Genomic DNA, 17,191 nt, shown 5'->3' with positions numbered 1-17,191 from the left:
GGCAGGGTGCTCTGCAAGAAGCATGCCCCTATGGCCGCCTTGCGAACGGAGCGGCGGGTCATAATTTCCAGCCACACTCTGTCTTGCCAATGATCGATCCGAAACCGCACCCCTCACGCATGCTCCGCTTACTGGCGGGATTGGCGCGTTGGACCCTGGCGGGGCTGGTGGCTTTTTGGCTGCTGCTGGGCGCCACGGCCGGGGTGCTCCATGGATTGATTGTGCCGCGAATCGGTGACTACCGCGGCAAGCTGGAACAGCTGGCCGCTCAGGCCTTGGGGGTACCGGTGCACATAGGTTCGGTGGCCGCATTCTCGGATGGGCTGGTGCCTTCCCTGGAGCTGCGCGAGGTGCAGCTGCTGGACAGCCAGGGCCAGACCGCATTGCGCCTGCCCCGGGTGCTGGTGGCCATCTCTGCACGTTCGCTGTGGCGGCAAGGGGTGGAGCAAATCGTGGTGGAGTCGCCGGAGCTGCAGCTGCGCCGCCTGGCCGATGGCCGCTGGGAAGTGGCGGGCCTGCTGCAGCGCGATGACCGTGCCGACGACGGCGCCGCCCTGGAATGGGTGTTGAACCAGCCCGAAATCGCCGTGCGCGGCGGCACATTGCGCTGGGTGGATGAGTTGCGTGGCACGCCACAACAACAGTTGCATGCCGTGGACCTGGTGCTGCGCAGCGGCCATTGGCGCCATGCGCTGCGGCTGGATGCCCAACTGGACCCCGCGCAGGGCGGTGGCGCCGTGCAGGTGTTGGGGCAGCTGCGCGAGCCCTTGCTGCCTACAGGCCGCAAACCTTGGGAGCGCTGGCAGGGGCAGTGGTATGCCCAGGGGCGCTTGCAGCAGCTACCCGCCTTACCCTGGCCACAGGAATGGGGGGTCAACCAGGTGCAGGCAGCCGGCGATTTCCGCGCCTGGGCCGATGTGCGCAAAGGCAGCCTGGCGGGGCTCACGGTCGATCTGCAACTGCCCCAGGCCGAGGTGCAATGGACCGGGGCGCAACCTGCGCCGCTGGCGCTGCGCGATGTGGCGGGACGTCTGGATCTGCAGGCCCTGGATGGTGGCTGGCAGGCCAAGGCAACAGGGTGGACCTTCACCCTGGATGATGGGCGCCGCTGGCCGCAGAGCGCGCTGACCGTGCGCTGGCCCCAGGCCGGCAGCCCGTCTCCCCATGCGCTGGAGACCAATTTTCTGGATCTGGGGCTGGTGCAGGCATTGGCAGCGCGCCTGCCATTGCCAGAGGCGGCTGCCGCACCGCTGCGGCGCTGGGCGCTGCAGGGCCAGGCCCGTGACCTGCGCGTGCACTGGCAGCCGGCTGCGCCGAATCAGTCCTTGCGCTACCGCGCCCAGGGGCAGGTGCAGGCACTGCAACTGCTCGATACCCAGGAAGAGGCCGAGCGCCTGCCGGGTGTTCAGGGCTTGAGCGCCAGCTTCACGCTGGACCAGCAAGGCGGATCGGCCGATGTCAGCATGCGCCAGGGCGCGCTCGAATTTCCGGGCATCTTTGAAGAGCCACGCATCCCTGTCGACCGCTTGCAGGCCCAGCTGCGCTGGAGCCAGGATGCCAACGGGCGCTGGTCGGTACAGCTGCCCCAGGCCCAGTTTGCCAATGCCGACGCCCAGGGCCAGTTCAAGGCACAGTGGCAGATGGGCGCCGACGCGGCCCAGCGCCTGCCCGGAGAGCTGAATCTGGAAGGGGTGCTGACCCGTGCCAACGGTGCGCGCGTGCACCGCTATCTGCCGCTGGAAGTGCCAGCCGATGCGCGCCACTATGTGCGCGACAGCGTGCGCTCCGGCCAGGCCGCGGGTGTGCGCTTCAAGGTGCAGGGGCCGCTGGCCGAGTTCCCCTTCGATCACCACCCCGCCGGGGTGTTCCAGATCACGGCGCCGGTGCGCGATGTGGTCTACGACTACGCGCCACCGTCCGTGCGCGCGCCGGGCGAGGCGCCCTGGCCCTTGATCAGCCGGCTCGCGGGTGAGCTGGTGTTCGATAAAAGCGGCATGCAGGTGCGCAACGCCCAGGGCCTGTTCGGCGAAGGCGGCAAAGTGCCCATGGAGGGCATACAGGCATCGATTCCCGACCTGTCCTATCCCGTGCTGAAGGTGAAGGGTCATGGCAAGGCGGCACTGCCTGCCTGGCTGGAGGTGGTGGCCCGCTCTCCGCTGGCGGCGCTGACCGAGCATGCGCTGGACCAGGCCAGTTCCGCAGGGGCAGCCACGCTGGATCTGGACCTGACTCTGCCCATAGACCATCTGGACCAGGCCCGTGTCCAGGGCACGGTGGGGCTGCAGGGCAACCGCCTGCGGCTGCGCCCCGATGTGCCCGAGTTGCAGGATGCGCGCGGCGCCGTGCACTTCAGCGAACAGGGTTTCGAGATTGCCGAGGTACAGGCCCAGTCCATGGGCGGCAAGGTTCGGGTCAATGGCGGCATGAAGCTGGGCAAGGGCGCACCGGTGCTGGATGTGCGCGCCCGTGGCCGCGCCACGGCCGAAGGCATGCGCAGTGACGGCTTTCTGGCGCCGGTGGCTGCGTTGGCCCAGCATGCGGCTGGTGCTGCCGATTACGACGTGCAGGTCGGCCTGCTGCGTGGGCTGCCGCAGATCACTGTGCGCTCCAGCTTGCAGGGCATGGCCGTGCAGCTGCCAGCCCCCCTGGGCAAGCCGGCTGAAGGGGCTGTGCCCTTGCAGATTACGCAGCGTCTGACGCCGCAGGCAGCGGCCAGCGCGCAGGCCCCGCTGCGGGACATGCTGCAGGTGCATGTGCAGGACCGTGCCGCGCTGACCTATGTGTTTGACCAAGGCGGCCAGGCATCCCAGGTGGTGGCGGGCTGGCTGGAGCTGGGCGGGAATGTGGGTGCGGCAGGCGCCTGGTCTGCGGGCCTGGAAAGCAGCCGGGAGGTGCAGGCCCATGTCCAGCTGGACAGCCTGGACCTGGATGCATGGCTGGCCTTGTGGCCCAAGGAGGGCAAGGCCGAAACCGGTGCCGCGCCGGCCACGGCCATGCAGGAATATCTGCCGCAGAACCTGGCATTGCGCACCGGCAGCCTGCGCCTGCATGGCCGCACGCTATACGACGTGGTGGCGGGGCTCAGCCATGCGGACGCGGTGTGGCGCGGCAATGTGCAGTCCCGGCAACTGGGCGGCTATGTGGAGTACCGCGAGCCCGGTGCGGCGAATCCCCAAGGGATGGTGTTTGCGCGCCTCTCGCATCTGCTGCTGCCGGAGGGGGCAGGGGAGCAGGCCGACAATCTGCTGCAGTCTCAGCCCCGGCAGATGCCGGCGCTGGATATTGTGGTCAAGGAATTCGCGCTGGCCGGGCGTGAGCTGGGCAGCCTGGCTGTGCAGGCCCGCAACATGCGCCGCGACGGGAGCGCGCAATGGGTGCTGGACCATCTGGACCTGACGATGCCGGAGGCGGTGCTGACCACCTCGGGCACCTGGGGCGGGCCGGATGTGCTGCGCCGCCGCACCCAGCTGCGCTTTACCTTGCAGCTCAAGGACTCCGGCGCGTTGCTGGGGCGCCTGGCCATGCCGGGGGTGGTGCGCGGGGGCAAGGGGCTGCTGGAAGGCCAGCTGACATGGCGGGGCGCCCCGATTGCGCCCGACTGGCGCAGCATGTCCGGCCAGCTGCACCTGGACGTGGGCCAGGGCCAGTTTCTGAAGGCCGAGCCGGGCCTGGCCAAGCTGCTGAGCGTGCTCAGCCTGCAGTCGCTGCCACGGCGCATAGGCCTGGATTTCCGCGATGTGTTCAGCAGCGGCTTTGCCTTTGACTTTGTGCGCGGCGATGTGGCCGTCACCCAGGGGGTGGCGCGCACCAACAACCTGCAAATGAAGGGGGTGAATGCCGCCGTGCTGATGGAGGGCCAGGCCAGCCTGGTCGACGAAACCCAGCAGCTGCGCGTGGTGGTGGTGCCCGAGATCAACGCCATGACGGCATCGCTGGTGGCCTCGGCCATCAACCCGGTGATTGGCCTGGGCAGCTTTTTGGCCCAGGCCGTGCTGCGGGGGCCGCTGATTGCGGCGGCCACGCGGGAGTTTGAAGTCACGGGCAGCTGGGTAGACCCCCAGGTCAAGGTCGTCTCCAAGCGTGCCACGCTGCCGGACACGGCGGCCACGGCCCAGTCCCCTCCCGATCCCTCTGCCACCCAGGAGTCCATGCCATGAAAGTTGCAGCCATCCAGATGCGGTCTTCCCCCGATGTGGCGGAGAACCTGCGCCTTGCCCAGGCCTTGGTGAGCGAGGCGGCCCAGCAAGGGGCGGAGCTGGTGGCACTGCCCGAGTACTTCTGCGGCCTGGGGCGCCGTGACACCGACAAGCTGGCCTATGCCGAGGCCTGGGGCGACGGTCCGCTGCAGCAGGCCTTGTCCCAATGGGCGGCGCAGCACGGCATCTGGCTGGCTGGCGGCACGCTGCCGCTGCGCACGGCCAGCGCCGACCATGTTTTCAACAGCCTTTTGCTCTTCAGCCCGCACGGGGAATGCACAGCGCGCTATGACAAAGTGCATTTGTTCCGCTTTGCGACCGGTGCGGAGCAGTACGACGAGGCCCAGGTGGTGCAGGCCGGCCAGCAGCCCGTCACGGCCCGCATCACCGACCGCAGTGGCGCGGACTGGACCCTGGGGCTGAGCGTTTGCTATGACCTGCGCTTTCCCGAGCTGTACCGCGCCCATGCCGCTGCAGGGGCCGACCTGATGCTGGTGCCCAGCGCCTTCACCCACACCACGGGGAAGGCCCACTGGGAAGTGTTGCTGCGGGCGCGTGCTATCGAAAACCAGTGCTATGTGCTGGCGCCGGCGCAGGGCGGTGTGCATGACAATGGGCGCCATACCTGGGGCCACAGCATGCTGGTGAACCCGTGGGGACAGGTGCAGGCGGTGCGCAGCGCCGAAGGCGCAGGGGTGGTGAGCGCCGAACTGGACCGCGCATTTTTGCGGCAGGTGCGTCAGCAGCTGCCGGCTTTGGAGCATCGAGTCTTGTGAAACCTTTTCAGACCTGGCCATGGCGCCGTTGGCATAGCGCCTGGCGGCGCTGGTCTTTGTGGACGCTGTTGGTGGCGCTGGTGGTCAGCATGCTGGTCACCATGGTGTGGCTGGCGGGGCGCTACGAGGCCAGCCAGGTGCAGGACAAGCTGGAGCGGGACACGGCGGGCGCCGTCTCGGAGGTCCGCGCCGCACTGGCGCGCAATACGCAAGACCTGCAGGCCTTGAACGCCGGCGAGGTCGGGAAAGAAGACTGGCGGGTGCGTGCCGCCGAACTGCTGCAGGTGCGCCGGGAGATGCTGCGCATCGAGTGGCGCAACCCGGACATGGCCATCGTCGCCCATGCCGAGACGCCCTACCGCAACGAATACTGGAGCGGCAACTTTCGCGAAGACAGCGACAGCCATGCGCTGGCCGCCTGCGCAAGCGCGCGCCGCACCAATACCACCGCCTACTCCAGCAGCTATTTCCAGGTGCTGGGCGAAGGCATGGGCATGGAGCTGATCGAGGCCTGCCTGCCTCTGCAGCACCAGGGCCGGTTCGACGGCTATGAGGTCGTCACCTATTCGCTGCCCTATATTCTCTCGGCCCAGGTGAGCAAAAATCTCACGCGCAACCAGGAGGTGTCGTTCACCGAGCCCGATGGCACGCGTCTGGCCCTGGTGGGGGCAGTCTGGCGGGGCACGCGGGTGTTCTCGGCCCAGCAACTGCTGGACCTGCCGGGCCACACCCTGGTGTTGCGCATGGACAGCTGGCACCGGGCGCCCAGCGTGTTCCCCAATGTGCTGACGGCCCTGGTCACGGCCATGTCCATCGCCCTGGTGAGCGTGCTGATCGTGCTGGTGCGGGACAACCGCCGCCGCTTGCGCGCCGAGCGTGACCTGGGGGATGCGCTGGCGTTTCGCAAGGCCATGGAGGATTCGCTGATCACCGGCCTGCGTGCGCGCGATTTGCAGGGCCGCATCAGCTATGTGAACCCCGCGTTCTGCGCCATGGTGGGCTTTACCACCGAGGAGCTGCTGGGTCTGGACATCGCGCCCTACTGGCCGCCCGAGCTGGCCCAGGAATACCGCAAGCGCCAGGGGTGGCGTCTGTCCGGCGCCATTCCCACGGTGCGCGAAGGCCATGAATCCATGTTCATGCGCAAGGATGGAACGCGCTTTCCGGTGCTGATTTTCGAGGCCCCGCTGATCAACGCCCAGGGCCAGCACACGGGCTGGATGAGTGCCTTCATCGACATCAGCGAGCAACGTCGCATCGAGGAAATCTCCCGCGCCTCGCAGGAGCGCCTGCAGGCCACGGCCCGTTTGGCCACGGTGGGTGAGATGGCCTCGCTGCTCAGCCATGAGCTGACCCAGCCGCTGATGGCCATCGCCAGCTATGCCTCGGGTTCGCTGCACTTGCTGGAAGGTACGGGCAGCACGCCCGTGGCACAGCTGCCGGCCGAACAGGCGCGTGACCAGCTGCAGGAACTGGTCACGGTGATGCGCAAGATCGGCTTTCAGGCCGACCGTGCCGGCCGGGTCATCAAAAGCGTGCGCGACTTTGTGCGCCGCCGTGACCAGTCGCGTGAAGCCGTGCAGCCCCAGGAGCTGCTGGATGCGGTGATGCCTCTGGTGCGCATGCAGGCCCGCAAGCTGGGCGTGCAGGTGGATGTGGAGCAGGACGCGCTGCTGCCCGCCGTGCTGTGCGATGTGACCATGGTGGAGCAGGTGCTGCTGAATCTGACGCGCAACGGCATGCAGGCCATGGATGACGCGCAGATCGAGCCACGCCAGCTGACCGTGACCGTGCGCCACCCCCGGGCCCATGAGGTGCCGGACCGCCTGGTTTTCTCGGTCAGCGACTGGGGCGTGGGCATTCCGGACAGCGTGGCCCAGCAGCTGTTCGGGGCTTTTTTCACCACCCGGCCTGAGGGCATGGGCCTGGGTCTGAGCCTGTGCCGCACGGTGGTCGAGCAGCATGGCGGACAATTGCAGTTCACCCCCAACCTGCCGCGTGGTACGGTATTCACTTTCACGCTACCCATTGCGGAGTCTGCGTGACAGCGCTCTCTCCCCCGATACACACCATGGAACCAGTCCCCAATGCCATCGTCTACATCGTCGATGACGATACCGATGTTCGCGAAGCGCTTGCCTGGCTGCTGCGCTCGCGCCGGCTGCTGAGCGAATCTTTCGACAGCGCCGAATCCTTTGAAGCCATGCTGGCAGAGCGCGGGCCTGCGCGCTCGCCCTGCTGCCTGCTGCTGGATGTGCGCATGGGTGGCAAAAGCGGGCTGACGCTGTTTGACGACCTCAAGGCCCAGGGCCTGATAGGGCGCATGCCGGTGATCTTTCTCACCGGCCATGCCGACGTGCCCACAGCAGTGGACACGGTCAAGCGCGGCGCCTTCGACTTCTGCGAAAAACCGTTCTCCGACAACGGCCTGGTGGACCGCATCGAGCAGGCCCTGGCCGTGTCTGCGCAATGGCTGGAGGGCGAGGCCCAGCAGGAAGTGGTGCGCACCCGCCTTTCCGAGCTGACCGAGCGCGAACGCGCCGTGATGGGCCTGGTGATCGAGGGCGTTCCCAACAAGCTGATCGCCGATCAACTGGACATCAGCGTGCGCACCGTGGAAGTGCACCGCGCCCGGGTGTTTGACAAGATGCAGGTCAAGTCGGCGGTGGAGCTGGCCAACCTGCTGCGCGCCCACGGGCAGCTGTCCGAATCCTGAGCCCCCAGGCTCCGGCCTTTTCTTCCCACTTCTCCCCAAAAAACAAAGGCCGCTGAATGCGGCCTTTGTTGTGGGTGGCGTAGCCCCCACCTGGTGATGGTGGACTGCGTGGCGCGGAGATCAGCGCTGCTGTGCCGGGGGCTCGCCCACAAAGATTTCCACGCGGCGGTTGCGGCCGCGGCCGTCGGCAGTGTCGTTGGTGGCAATGGGTTGCATGGAGCCACGGCCTTCCACCTGAATGCGGCTGCCATTGACGCCGCGTGCCGTCAGGTAGTTGCGGGTGGACTCGGCGCGGTGCAGCGACAGCGGGTTGTTGATGGCATCGGTGCCGGTGCTGTCGGTGTGGCCGACGATGCGCAGCTGGGTATTGGGATTGTTGCGCAGGCCTTCGGCGAAGCGATCCAGGATGGGGGCGAAGTTGCCCTTGATGTCGTAGCGGCCGGTGTCGAACGAGATGTCGCTGGGGATGTCCAGTTTCAGCTGGTTGTCATGGGTCTGCGTGACCTGGACGCCCGTGCCCTGGGTGGCGGCTTCCATCTCGCGCTTTTGCTTTTCCATGTTGTTCGACCAGATGTAGGTGCCCAGGCCGCCCACGGCGGCGCCGGCCAAGGCGCCCACACCGGCCTTGCCGCCGGTGGCAGCGCCGATGGCAGCACCCGCGAGTGCGCCTACGCCCGCGCCGGTGGCGGTGCGGCGTTGGGTGTCGCTCATGCCGGTGTTGGCGCAGCCGGTGATGGTCAGTACGGCCGCAGTGGCGGCGGCCAGGATGATTTTGCGGTGCATGAAGTCCTCCTTAACAGGTGGTGAAAAGTATGCGTGGTGGAGATGCCCACGGCACAGACCTGGAATATCGGGGGCCTGCGGCACACAGTGGCGACCTGGGCACGCCAACCTGGAGGGAAGGATAGCAAGTTGTAAGCAGGTAATGCGTAAGACAGCAGGAGTTGGCAAGGTCGTGCCAGCAGCGATGGCAAATGCTGACAATGTGTCCGCCAGCTTTGCACCTTTGCAGCTGCCTCAAGGCTCGGGTGGCGGGGGGCCGGGGCGGCGCGGCGGCTCGCCCTTGGGGCGGCCCGAGAACATGGTCCACCAGACAATCAGCACCAGAACCAGCAGGGCTAGCAGCGCTTCAAGCAAAATCAGGGTCATGAATGTCTCTCTCCCGCTGCGTGCGTTGATGGCTGTCATTGTAGGAAGCCTGGTGGCCTGCTCCAGTCCCCCCAAACCCGGACCCTCGGGGCGCCTGCCCGGCGAGCAGCCAATTGCCCTGGGCGATGGCAGCGATACGGCGCCGCTGCCGGGCACGGCACTGCAGGCCAAGAGCCGCTGGGTGCCTGTGCGCTGGGCCGAGTTGCCCGGTCTGGAGCAGGATGCGCTGCACGAGGCCTGGAATGCCTTTCTGAAAAACTGCGAGCGGCCCAGCCCCACATTTGCCCCCTTGTGCGGCGAGGTGCGGCGCATGAGCCTGTCCAGCGAGGCCGAGCAGCAGCTGTGGCTGCGCTCGCGTCTGCAGCCCTATCGCGTCGAAGGACATGATGGCCGCGTGGACGGCATGCTGACCAGCTATTACGAGCCGCAAATCATCGCCAGCCGCTTGCCCACGGCCGAATTCAACATCCCGCTCTACGCGCTGCCGGCCGGCCGCACGGCCAAGGGCGGCCCCTGGTACACGCGCCAGCAGATCGAAACCCTGCCCGCGGCCCAGGCCGCGCTGCAGGGCAAGGTCATCGCCTGGATGAACGATCCGGTGGAAGCCATGGTGCTGCATATCCAGGGCTCGGGCCGGCTGGAGCTGACCGAGGCCGATGGCCGTGTGCGCCAGGTGCGCGTGGCCTATGCCGGCACCAATGACCAGCCCTACCGCAGCATTGGCAAATGGCTGCTGGACCAGGGCCTGGTGCGCGATGCCACCTGGCCCGGTATCAAGGCCTGGATTGCGCAAAACCCCGGCCGCACCAATGAGCTGATGTGGAGCAATCCGCGCTATGTCTTCTTCCGCGAGGAGGCGCTGGAGGGCGTGGACGTCAACTTCGGCCCCAAGGGTGCGCAGGGCGTGCCGCTGACCCCTGGCCGCTCCATCGCCGTGGACCGCGGCAGCATTCCCTATGGCACGCCGGTGTGGCTGCATTCCACCGGCCCCCAGGTCAATCTGAGCCGGCTGGTGATGGCCCAGGACACGGGCAGCGCCATTGTCGGCGCCGTGCGCGCCGACTACTTCATGGGTTGGGGGCATGAGGCGGGTGATTTGGCCGGGCGGATCAAGCAGAACCTGCGCCTCTGGGTGCTCTGGCCCAAGGGCGCCCCGGTCCGCGGTAGCTAGCATCCCCTGAGGCGCTTTGCGCCTTCCCCCTCTCTGGCTTCGCCGGAGGGGGACGCTGCCAGCGCGGCGGGGCGGCCCTTGCGCGGCAGCCCTGACTTAGGCCGCGCCAGTTTCGTGGTGCAGGGCCTATGGGCCATCCAAATGGCGCAGCGTTTGCGGGTAGACAGCGCTTGGTGCTGCTCGCACTTGCCGTATCTCGATACTGTCTGCGGGCGAGACGCCGCGCCTCAAGCGCTGTCTGGGCGTTGGGGGGGGGACCCAGCGCTCGCTGCGCTGCGCGGGCCTGCTCTGGCTGAAATCCAGTTGGTTTTTAAAAAATAGCGCCATGTGCTCTCGCAGAGCCAGACCCAAGCCACTTTGTCGCGGAAGCTGTTGGTTTTAGCGCTCTAGATGCTCTGCATTTGAGAGTGGCTGACGGAGAGAGCTGCAGCCTATGAAACCGGCGCCGTCTCATGCCAGGGCACCGCGCAAGGGCCGCCCCGCCGCGTTGGTGCTGTCCCCCTCCGGCGCGTAGCGCCAGAGAGGGGGAAGACGCGCAGCGTCTCAGGGGGACTCAAAATATCGGCGCACGATGGGGGGAGTGTCGTGCACATGAAACGCCAGCTTGCGCTCGCGCAGCGCCACATCGGCGGCGGTGACGCGTTCAAAGCGGCGCAAATGCTCGGTCCAGGACTCGTCCACGATCTGCTCCACATAGCGCTCGGGCTGCTCCATGCTGTGCAGCAGGTTCCAGCCCACGGCGCCCTGGCGCAGTCGGCTGCGGCGGCTTTCCTGCATCAGCGTGCGAAAGCGCTTGGCCTTGGCCGGGTTGATGCGGTATTCGATCTGCACCACCACGCGGCCGCTTTCGGGCTGGTCGTGGGTGGGCGGGGTCCAGGCCTTGGAGGGGCTCAGGTCTTCCAATGCCTGGCGTTCGGTCACCAGGCGCTGCACCAGCAGCATCACCAGCACGCCGGTGACAGCGGCAGCGATCAGGCTGGTGGGCACGCTGGTCAGCGAGGCCACCTTGCCCCACAGCGCCGCGCCCACGGCCGTGCCGCCCATGATGGACATCTGGTAGGCCGCCATGCCGCGTGCGCGCACCCAGTTGGGCAAGGCCATCTGGGCCTTCACGCCCAGGCTGTTGGCGGTGGAGATCAAGGCCATGCCGGCCAGCATCATGCAGGCAATGGCCAGCAGCAAATGCGGCGCCAGGGCCACGCCCACCGTGGCCAGGGCCATCAGGCAGGTGCCGACGATGACCAGTTTTTCACCCAAGGCCTGGCGCAGGCGCGGCAAGAACATGGCGCTGCCTATGGCGCCCGCGCCCATGGAGGCCAACAGAATGGTGAATGTGCCGGCACCGCCGACGAAGTGGCCCTCAAAGCGTTGGGCCGTCAGCGGCAGCAGGGCCATGATGGCCGTGGACATGAAAAAGAAGGCCACGGTGCGGGCAATCACGGCGCGCATGCGTGGCGATTCCTTGACGAACTGCAGGCCCACGCGCATGGCGCTGTGCAGGCGTTCGCGGCCCAGCGGGTTTTCGGGTTGCTCGCGCTTCCAGCGCACCAGCACCACGGCCGAGATCAGGGACAGCACGGCATTCAGCACAAACACCCAGGCGCTGCCCAGGCTGGCAATGATGGCGCCGGCCAGCAGGGGGCCGACAATGCGCGAGGCATTCATGGCCACGCCATTGAGGGCCATGGCCGAGGGCAGATGGGCCTTGCTCACCATCTCCGGCAGCAGGGCCGAGAACACCGGCCAGCGCATGGCCGTGCCAATGCCATTGGCAAAGGTGAGGGCCAGCAGCAGCGGCGCCGTCATCCAGTCCATGGCCACCGTCACGCACAGCAGCACGGCCACCGTGGCCACCAGAAACTGCGTGGCAATCACATAGCGGCGGCGGTCCAGGATGTCGGCCAGCGCCCCGCTGGGCAGGCCCAGCAGAAACACCGGCAGGGTGGACGCGGTCTGCACCAGGGCCACCAGCACGGGCGAGGTGGTCAGCGAGGTCATCATCCACGCTGCGGCCACATCGTTCATCCACATGCAGATATTGGCCGCCAGCGTGACGCACCACAGCATGCGAAAGCCAGGCGAGGCCGCCAGCGGCGCCCAGGTGGACACCGGTTTACCCGCCTGGGGCGAGCGGCTGTGCGGGCTGGATGGGTCTTCCAGCACCTTGCCGGCAGCAGCAGACGCACTAGCCGCGCTGTTGCCTGGGGTGCCTGGAATGTCGAAAGCGGGGGGAGAAGAGGAATCAGACATGGCGGCTTGATTGTGCGGGCAAGTGGCCAGCTTTGCTGGCACTTGGATGTCTGCGAGGTGGAGTCCCGCTATACCAAGCCGGTGAGCTCCAGCTCAGTGACAGCCTGCAAGGGCAGCCGCGCCGTCCCGTAGCCAAGCCGTCGTCCCTGGGGAAATACATGCAGTGCCGACAGGGATGTCTGTGATTTTTCAAGGGCCGGGTAGAGCCCAGGTTGTACAAAACTGGCGCAACCCAAGGGCGAGACAGCCAGCAAGGGCCGCCCCGCAGCAAAGGCTGTCGTCCCCCTGGGGGGGAAGGCGCCGAAGGCGACTCAGGGGGGGGCCAGATGCCCCAACGGCCACGCGCTGCTGGTCTTAACCTCGCCCAGCGAAAAACTGGTGTGCATGTCCTTCACATTGGGTAGGTTCAGCAGCACGGTGCGGGTGAAGTGCGAAAAGCTTTCCAGATCCTGGGCTACCACCTGCAGCTCGAACATGCCCTTGCCGCTGATGTAGTGGCAGGACACCACCTCGGGAATGGCGCGTATGGCTTCCTCCATCTCGCGTGTGCGCACGCCGGTGCTGATTTCGGCATCGATGCGCACAAAGGCCAGCACGCCCAGGCCGATCTTGTGGCGGTCGATTTCGGCGTGGTAGCCGCGGATAAAACCGGCCTCTTCCAGCGCTCGCACGCGCCGCCAGCAGGGCGCGGCCGACAGGCCCACGCGCTGTGCCAGCTCGGCATTGGTTAGGCGCCCGTCGGCCTGCAGGGCGGCGAGTATGCCCAGGTCGAATTTGTCTAATCTGTTCAATTAAAGGCCTTTTGGAGAAAGCTTCTTGCGCAAGACTGCGTGAGGACGGCAAAGAAAGCAATCACCTTCCGGACAGCGGCGCATACACTTGACCACCGTCATCGAAATTACATACAAAAGGCGTGGGGCCCTGTCTGCTGGAAGCACGCCAGCCGGGACCACCGTGCCGCCCATGGAGACAAGCGATGAAAGCCTATCCCTACGCCGGAGGTGCGTGCGCGCACCCCTTTGCCGCGCAGCCACACGCTGCGCCTTGCGCCTTTTTCGCAGCCACAAGCTGCATGGCTGCTGAACATGGTGTCTCTGGAGGTGTGCTATGAATGCCCCTCTGCCCGAGCACATTCGCAAGGCGCTCGATAGCGTCACCCTAGAGGACAAGTACTCCCTGGAGCATGGCCGCGCCTTTATGAGCGGTGTGCAGGCCCTGGTGCGCCTGCCCATGCTGCAGCGCCAGCGCGATGCGGTGGCGGGCCTGAACACCGCAGGTTTTGTCAGCGGCTACCGGGGCTCGCCCCTGGGCACTTATGACCAGTCGCTGTGGGCCGCCAAAAAGCATTTGCAGGACAACCACATCGTCTTTCAGCCCGGCGTGAACGAGGAACTGGCCGCCACCGCCGTCTGGGGTACGCAGCAGCTCGACCTCTACCCGGACTCCAAGAAGTACGACGGCGTCTTCGGCATCTGGTATGGCAAGGGTCCGGGTGTGGACCGCTGCTCCGACGTGTTCAAGCACGCCAATATGGCCGGCACGGCACAGCATGGCGGCGTGATCGCCATTGCGGGCGATGACCACATCAGCAAGTCCTCCACCGCCGCGCACCAGAGCGACCACATCTTCAAGGCCTGCGGCACGCCGGTGTTCTTCCCCAGCAATGTGCAGGACATCCTGGACATGGGGCTGCACGCCTTTGCCATGAGCCGTTTTTCCGGCCTGTGGTCTGGCCTGAAAACGATTCAGGAGGTGGTGGAGTCCTCGGCCAGCGTGTCGGTGGACCCGGACCGCGTCAACATCATCCTGCCCGAAGACTTCGCCATGCCAGAGGGCGGCCTGCATATCCGCTGGCCCGATGTGCCCCTGGAGCAGGAAGCGCGGCTGATGGACTACAAGTGGTATGCCGCGCTGGCCTATGTACGGGCCAACAAGCTGAACTACAACGTGGTGCAGGGCCGCAATGACCGCTTTGGCCTGATTGCCAGCGGCAAGGCCTATAACGACATGCGTCAGGCGCTGGTCGATCTGGGTCTGGACGACGACACCTGCCGCCAGTTGGGCATTCGCGTGCACAAGGTCAATGTGGTCTGGCCGCTGGAAGCCTCCATCACGCGTGACTTTGCCCAGGGCCTGCAAGAGATTCTGGTGGTGGAAGAAAAGCGCCAGGTCATCGAATACCAGATCAAGGAAGAGCTCTACAACTGGCGTCCCGATGTGCGCCCCAATGTGCTGGGCAAGTTCGACGAGCAGCCCGGCGACGACTCGGGCGGCGAATGGTCCATGCCCAACCCCAGCCAGAACTGGCTGCTGCGTCCCAAGGCCGATCTGACACCGGCCATCATTGCCCAGGCCATTGCCAAGCGGTTGAAAAAGCTGGGTGTGCCTGCCGACATCGAAACGCGCATGCAAGAGCGTCTGGCCGTGATCGCCGCGCGCGAACAAGCCCTGGCCGAGGTGCCAGCCGCCACGGGCGAGCGCACACCCTGGTTCTGCAGCGGCTGCCCGCACAACACCAGCACCCGCGTGCCCGAAGGCTCGCGCGCCGTGGCCGGCATTGGCTGCCACTACATGACTACCTGGATGCCGGACCGCAACACCAGCACCTTCACGCAAATGGGCGGTGAAGGTGTGACCTGGGTGGGCCAGGCGCCGTTCACCAAGGAAAGCCATGTCTTCGCCAACCTGGGCGACGGCACCTACTTCCACAGCGGCCTGCTGGCCATACGCCAGAGCATTGCCTCGGGCGCCAACATCACCTACAAAATCCTCTACAACGACGCCGTGGCCATGACCGGTGGCCAGACCGTGGGCGAGCGGCCCGAGGGCCACTCGGTGGCGCAGATTGCCCACAGCCTGCGCGCCGAGGGCGTGGTGAAGCTGGTGGTGGTGACCGACGACCCCGGCAAATACCAGGGCCGCACCCACCAGCTCCCGGCCAATGCCGCACGCGCCAAGCACCAGGAGCTGCTGAACGACCTGCCTGCTGGCATCGAAGTCTTCCACCGCGATGAGCTGGACCGCATACAGCGCGAGTTCCGCGAGATCACCGGCTGCTCCATCATCATCTACGACCAGACCTGCGCCACCGAAAAGCGCCGCCGCCGCAAACGCGGCACCCTGGCCACGCCGGACAAAACCGTGGTCATCAACGAGCTGGTCTGCGAAGGCTGCGGTGACTGCGGTGTGGCGTCGAACTGCCTGTCTGTGGAGCCGGTGGAAACCGAGTTCGGCCGCAAGCGCCGCATCAACCAAAACACCTGCAACAAGGATTACTCCTGCGTCAACGGCTTTTGCCCCAGCTTTGTCACCGTCGAAGGCGGATCGCTGAAGAAGCCCAAGAAAGAGCAAAAGGGCGATCTGGCCTCTCTGCCTGCCATTCCCGAACCCGTGCTGCCGGTGGCTGAAACCGCCTGGGGCATTGTGGTGGGCGGTGTGGGTGGCACCGGCGTCATCACCATTGGCTCTTTGCTGGGCATGGCGGCCCATCTGGAAGGCAAGGGTGTGGTCACCCAGGATGCCGGCGGCCTGGCGCAAAAAGGCGGTGCCACCTGGAGCCATATCCAGATCGCCAACCGTCCCGAAGCCATCTACACCACCAAGGTGGACATGGCCAAGGCAGATCTGGTGATTGGCTGCGACCCCATCGTCGCCGCCAACAAGGCCTCGCTGGCCGTGATGCAGACCGGCCGCACCTTTGTGGCGCTGAACAACCATGGCACGCCCACGGCCGCCTTTGTGCACAACCCGGACTGGCAATTCCCCGGCAGCAGCTGCGAAGCCGTGCTGGCCAGCGCCGTGGGCGCCGAGCTGGTGGGCAGCTTCAACGCCGAGCAGGCCGCTGTGCAACTGCTGGGCGACAGCATTTACACCAACCCGTTGCTGCTGGGCTATGCCTGGCAAAAGGGGCGCGTGCCGCTGTCCCATGCTGCGCTGATGCGTGCCATGGAGCTCAACGGCGTGCAGGTGGCCAACAACCAGGCCGCGTTTGAATGGGGCCGCCGCTGCGCCCACAACCTGGCCGAGGTGCAATCGCTGTACCAGGCGGCCCAGGTGATCCAGTTCGTCAAAAAACCTTCGCTGCAGGAGATGGTGGCCAAGCGGGTGGAATTCCTCACCGGCTACCAGAACGCGGCCTATGCGGCCCAGTACCAGGCTCTGGTGGACCAGGTGCATGCGGCCGAGCAGGGCCTGGGCCAGGGCACGCAGCTGAGCGAAGCCGTGGCGCGCTATCTGTTCAAGCTGATGGCTTATAAGGACGAGTACGAGGTGGCCCGTCTGCACACCGACCCGGTCTTCACCCAGAAGATTGCCGCCATGTTCGAGGGCGACTACAAGCTGGTCCATCACCTGGCCCCGCCCACCACGGCGGCCAAGGACGAGCATGGACGCCTGGTGAAAAAGTCTTACCAGCCCTGGGTGCGTACCGCCTTTGGCGTGCTGGCCAAGCTCAAGGGCTTGCGCGGCACGGCACTCGACCCGTTCGGCAAAACCGAGGAACGCCGCACCGAGCGCGCCTTGATTGGTGAATACCGCGCCAGCGTGGAAGAGCTGCTGACCGGACTGACCGCCGAGAAGCTGGCCCTGGCCGTGCAGATTGCCCGCATTCCCGAAGACATCCGTGGCTACGGCCATGTGAAGGAACGCCACCTGCTGGCCGCGCGCAGCAAGTGGACGCAGCTGATGCAGCAATGGCGTGCCCCGGCTACGGGGAGCGCCGCAGCGCGGAAGCAGGCCTAAGCGCTTCCAGGCCAGCCCATCTGCTTTGTATGGGCTCTGCGCCCACCTGCCCACCCTTCAGGCGGGCAGGTGGGCGTTTTCTTATGAAATACATAGCTGCCTGCGCTGATGGGGTATGCGCTGGAGTCAGTTTTGGCTGGTATTTCGCGCAGGCGGTGCCGCTGCATGGTGCCGGGGGCAAAAACCCGCCGCC

General features: G+C 66.3%; 10 protein-coding genes. 6 read left to right on the top strand and 4 right to left on the bottom strand.

The genetic code is table 11. The annotated features are described in order from the left end of the window. The first annotated feature begins 119 nt into the window (after positions 1-119). The 4 genes from ACA027_RS21525 to ACA027_RS21510 all read left to right on the top strand — a co-directional run bounded on the left by ACA027_RS21525 (position 120) and on the right by ACA027_RS21510 (position 7,688). Positions 120-4,157 carry a YhdP family protein gene (locus tag ACA027_RS21525; protein ID WP_370680224.1) on the top strand — a complete coding sequence of 1,346 codons (4,038 nt, stop codon included), beginning with the start codon at positions 120-122 and terminating at the stop codon, positions 4,155-4,157. Further along, complete coding sequence (locus tag ACA027_RS21520; protein WP_370680223.1) at positions 4,154-4,972, top strand: carbon-nitrogen hydrolase family protein; 819 nt, start codon at positions 4,154-4,156, stop codon at positions 4,970-4,972. Before ACA027_RS21525 ends, ACA027_RS21520 begins: the two co-directional genes overlap by 4 nt. An 89-nt stretch (positions 4,973-5,061) precedes the next feature. Then, entirely contained in the window at positions 5,062-7,017 is a 1,956-nt protein-coding gene (locus ACA027_RS21515; protein WP_370682651.1) for a nitrogen regulation protein NR(II), read from the top strand. Positions 7,018-7,043: 26 nt separating this feature from the next. Next, on the top strand, positions 7,044-7,688 hold the full coding sequence (locus ACA027_RS21510; RefSeq protein ID WP_370680222.1) for a response regulator transcription factor: 645 nt from the start codon (positions 7,044-7,046) through the stop codon (positions 7,686-7,688). 120 nt (positions 7,689-7,808) lie between these two features. On the opposite strand, the gene ACA027_RS21505 is transcribed toward ACA027_RS21510, so the two are convergent. Further along, positions 7,809-8,471 carry an OmpA family protein gene (locus ACA027_RS21505; RefSeq protein ID WP_370680221.1) on the bottom strand — a complete coding sequence of 221 codons (663 nt, stop codon included), beginning with the start codon at positions 8,469-8,471 and terminating at the stop codon, positions 7,809-7,811. A 234-nt stretch (positions 8,472-8,705) separates the two neighbouring features. After that, the gene (locus ACA027_RS21500; RefSeq protein WP_370680220.1) at positions 8,706-8,837 is read right to left on the bottom strand and encodes a hypothetical protein; all 132 of its coding nucleotides are present in this window, start codon (positions 8,835-8,837) and stop codon (positions 8,706-8,708) included. On the opposite strand from ACA027_RS21500, the gene ACA027_RS21495 reads away from it, so the two are divergent. After that, the gene (locus ACA027_RS21495; RefSeq protein ID WP_370680219.1) at positions 8,836-10,008 is read left to right on the top strand and encodes a murein transglycosylase A; all 1,173 of its coding nucleotides are present in this window, start codon (positions 8,836-8,838) and stop codon (positions 10,006-10,008) included. The genes ACA027_RS21500 and ACA027_RS21495 overlap by 2 nt on opposite strands. A 543-nt stretch (positions 10,009-10,551) precedes the next feature. Here the strand turns inward: ACA027_RS21495 and ACA027_RS21490 are convergent. After that, positions 10,552-12,258 (bottom strand): MFS transporter, encoded by a 1,707-nt coding sequence (locus ACA027_RS21490; protein WP_370680218.1) that lies wholly within the window; start codon positions 12,256-12,258, stop codon positions 10,552-10,554. Positions 12,259-12,569: 311 nt separating this feature from the next. After that, positions 12,570-13,049 carry an Lrp/AsnC family transcriptional regulator gene (locus tag ACA027_RS21485; RefSeq protein ID WP_370680217.1) on the bottom strand — a complete coding sequence of 160 codons (480 nt, stop codon included), beginning with the start codon at positions 13,047-13,049 and terminating at the stop codon, positions 12,570-12,572. A gap of 316 nt (positions 13,050-13,365) precedes the next feature. On the opposite strand from ACA027_RS21485, the gene ACA027_RS21480 reads away from it, so the two are divergent. Continuing rightward, a complete protein-coding gene (locus tag ACA027_RS21480) occupies positions 13,366-16,998 on the top strand; it encodes an indolepyruvate ferredoxin oxidoreductase family protein (protein ID WP_370680216.1) in 3,633 nt (1,210 codons plus the stop codon). The last annotated feature ends 193 nt before the right edge of the window (positions 16,999-17,191 follow it).

It is taken from the genome of Comamonas sp. GB3 AK4-5 (assembly GCF_041320665.1).
Classification (GTDB): domain Bacteria; phylum Pseudomonadota; class Gammaproteobacteria; order Burkholderiales; family Burkholderiaceae_C; genus Comamonas.
The sequence above is the reverse complement of the archived record's forward strand: the minus strand, read 5'-3'. Positions and strand labels throughout refer to the sequence as shown.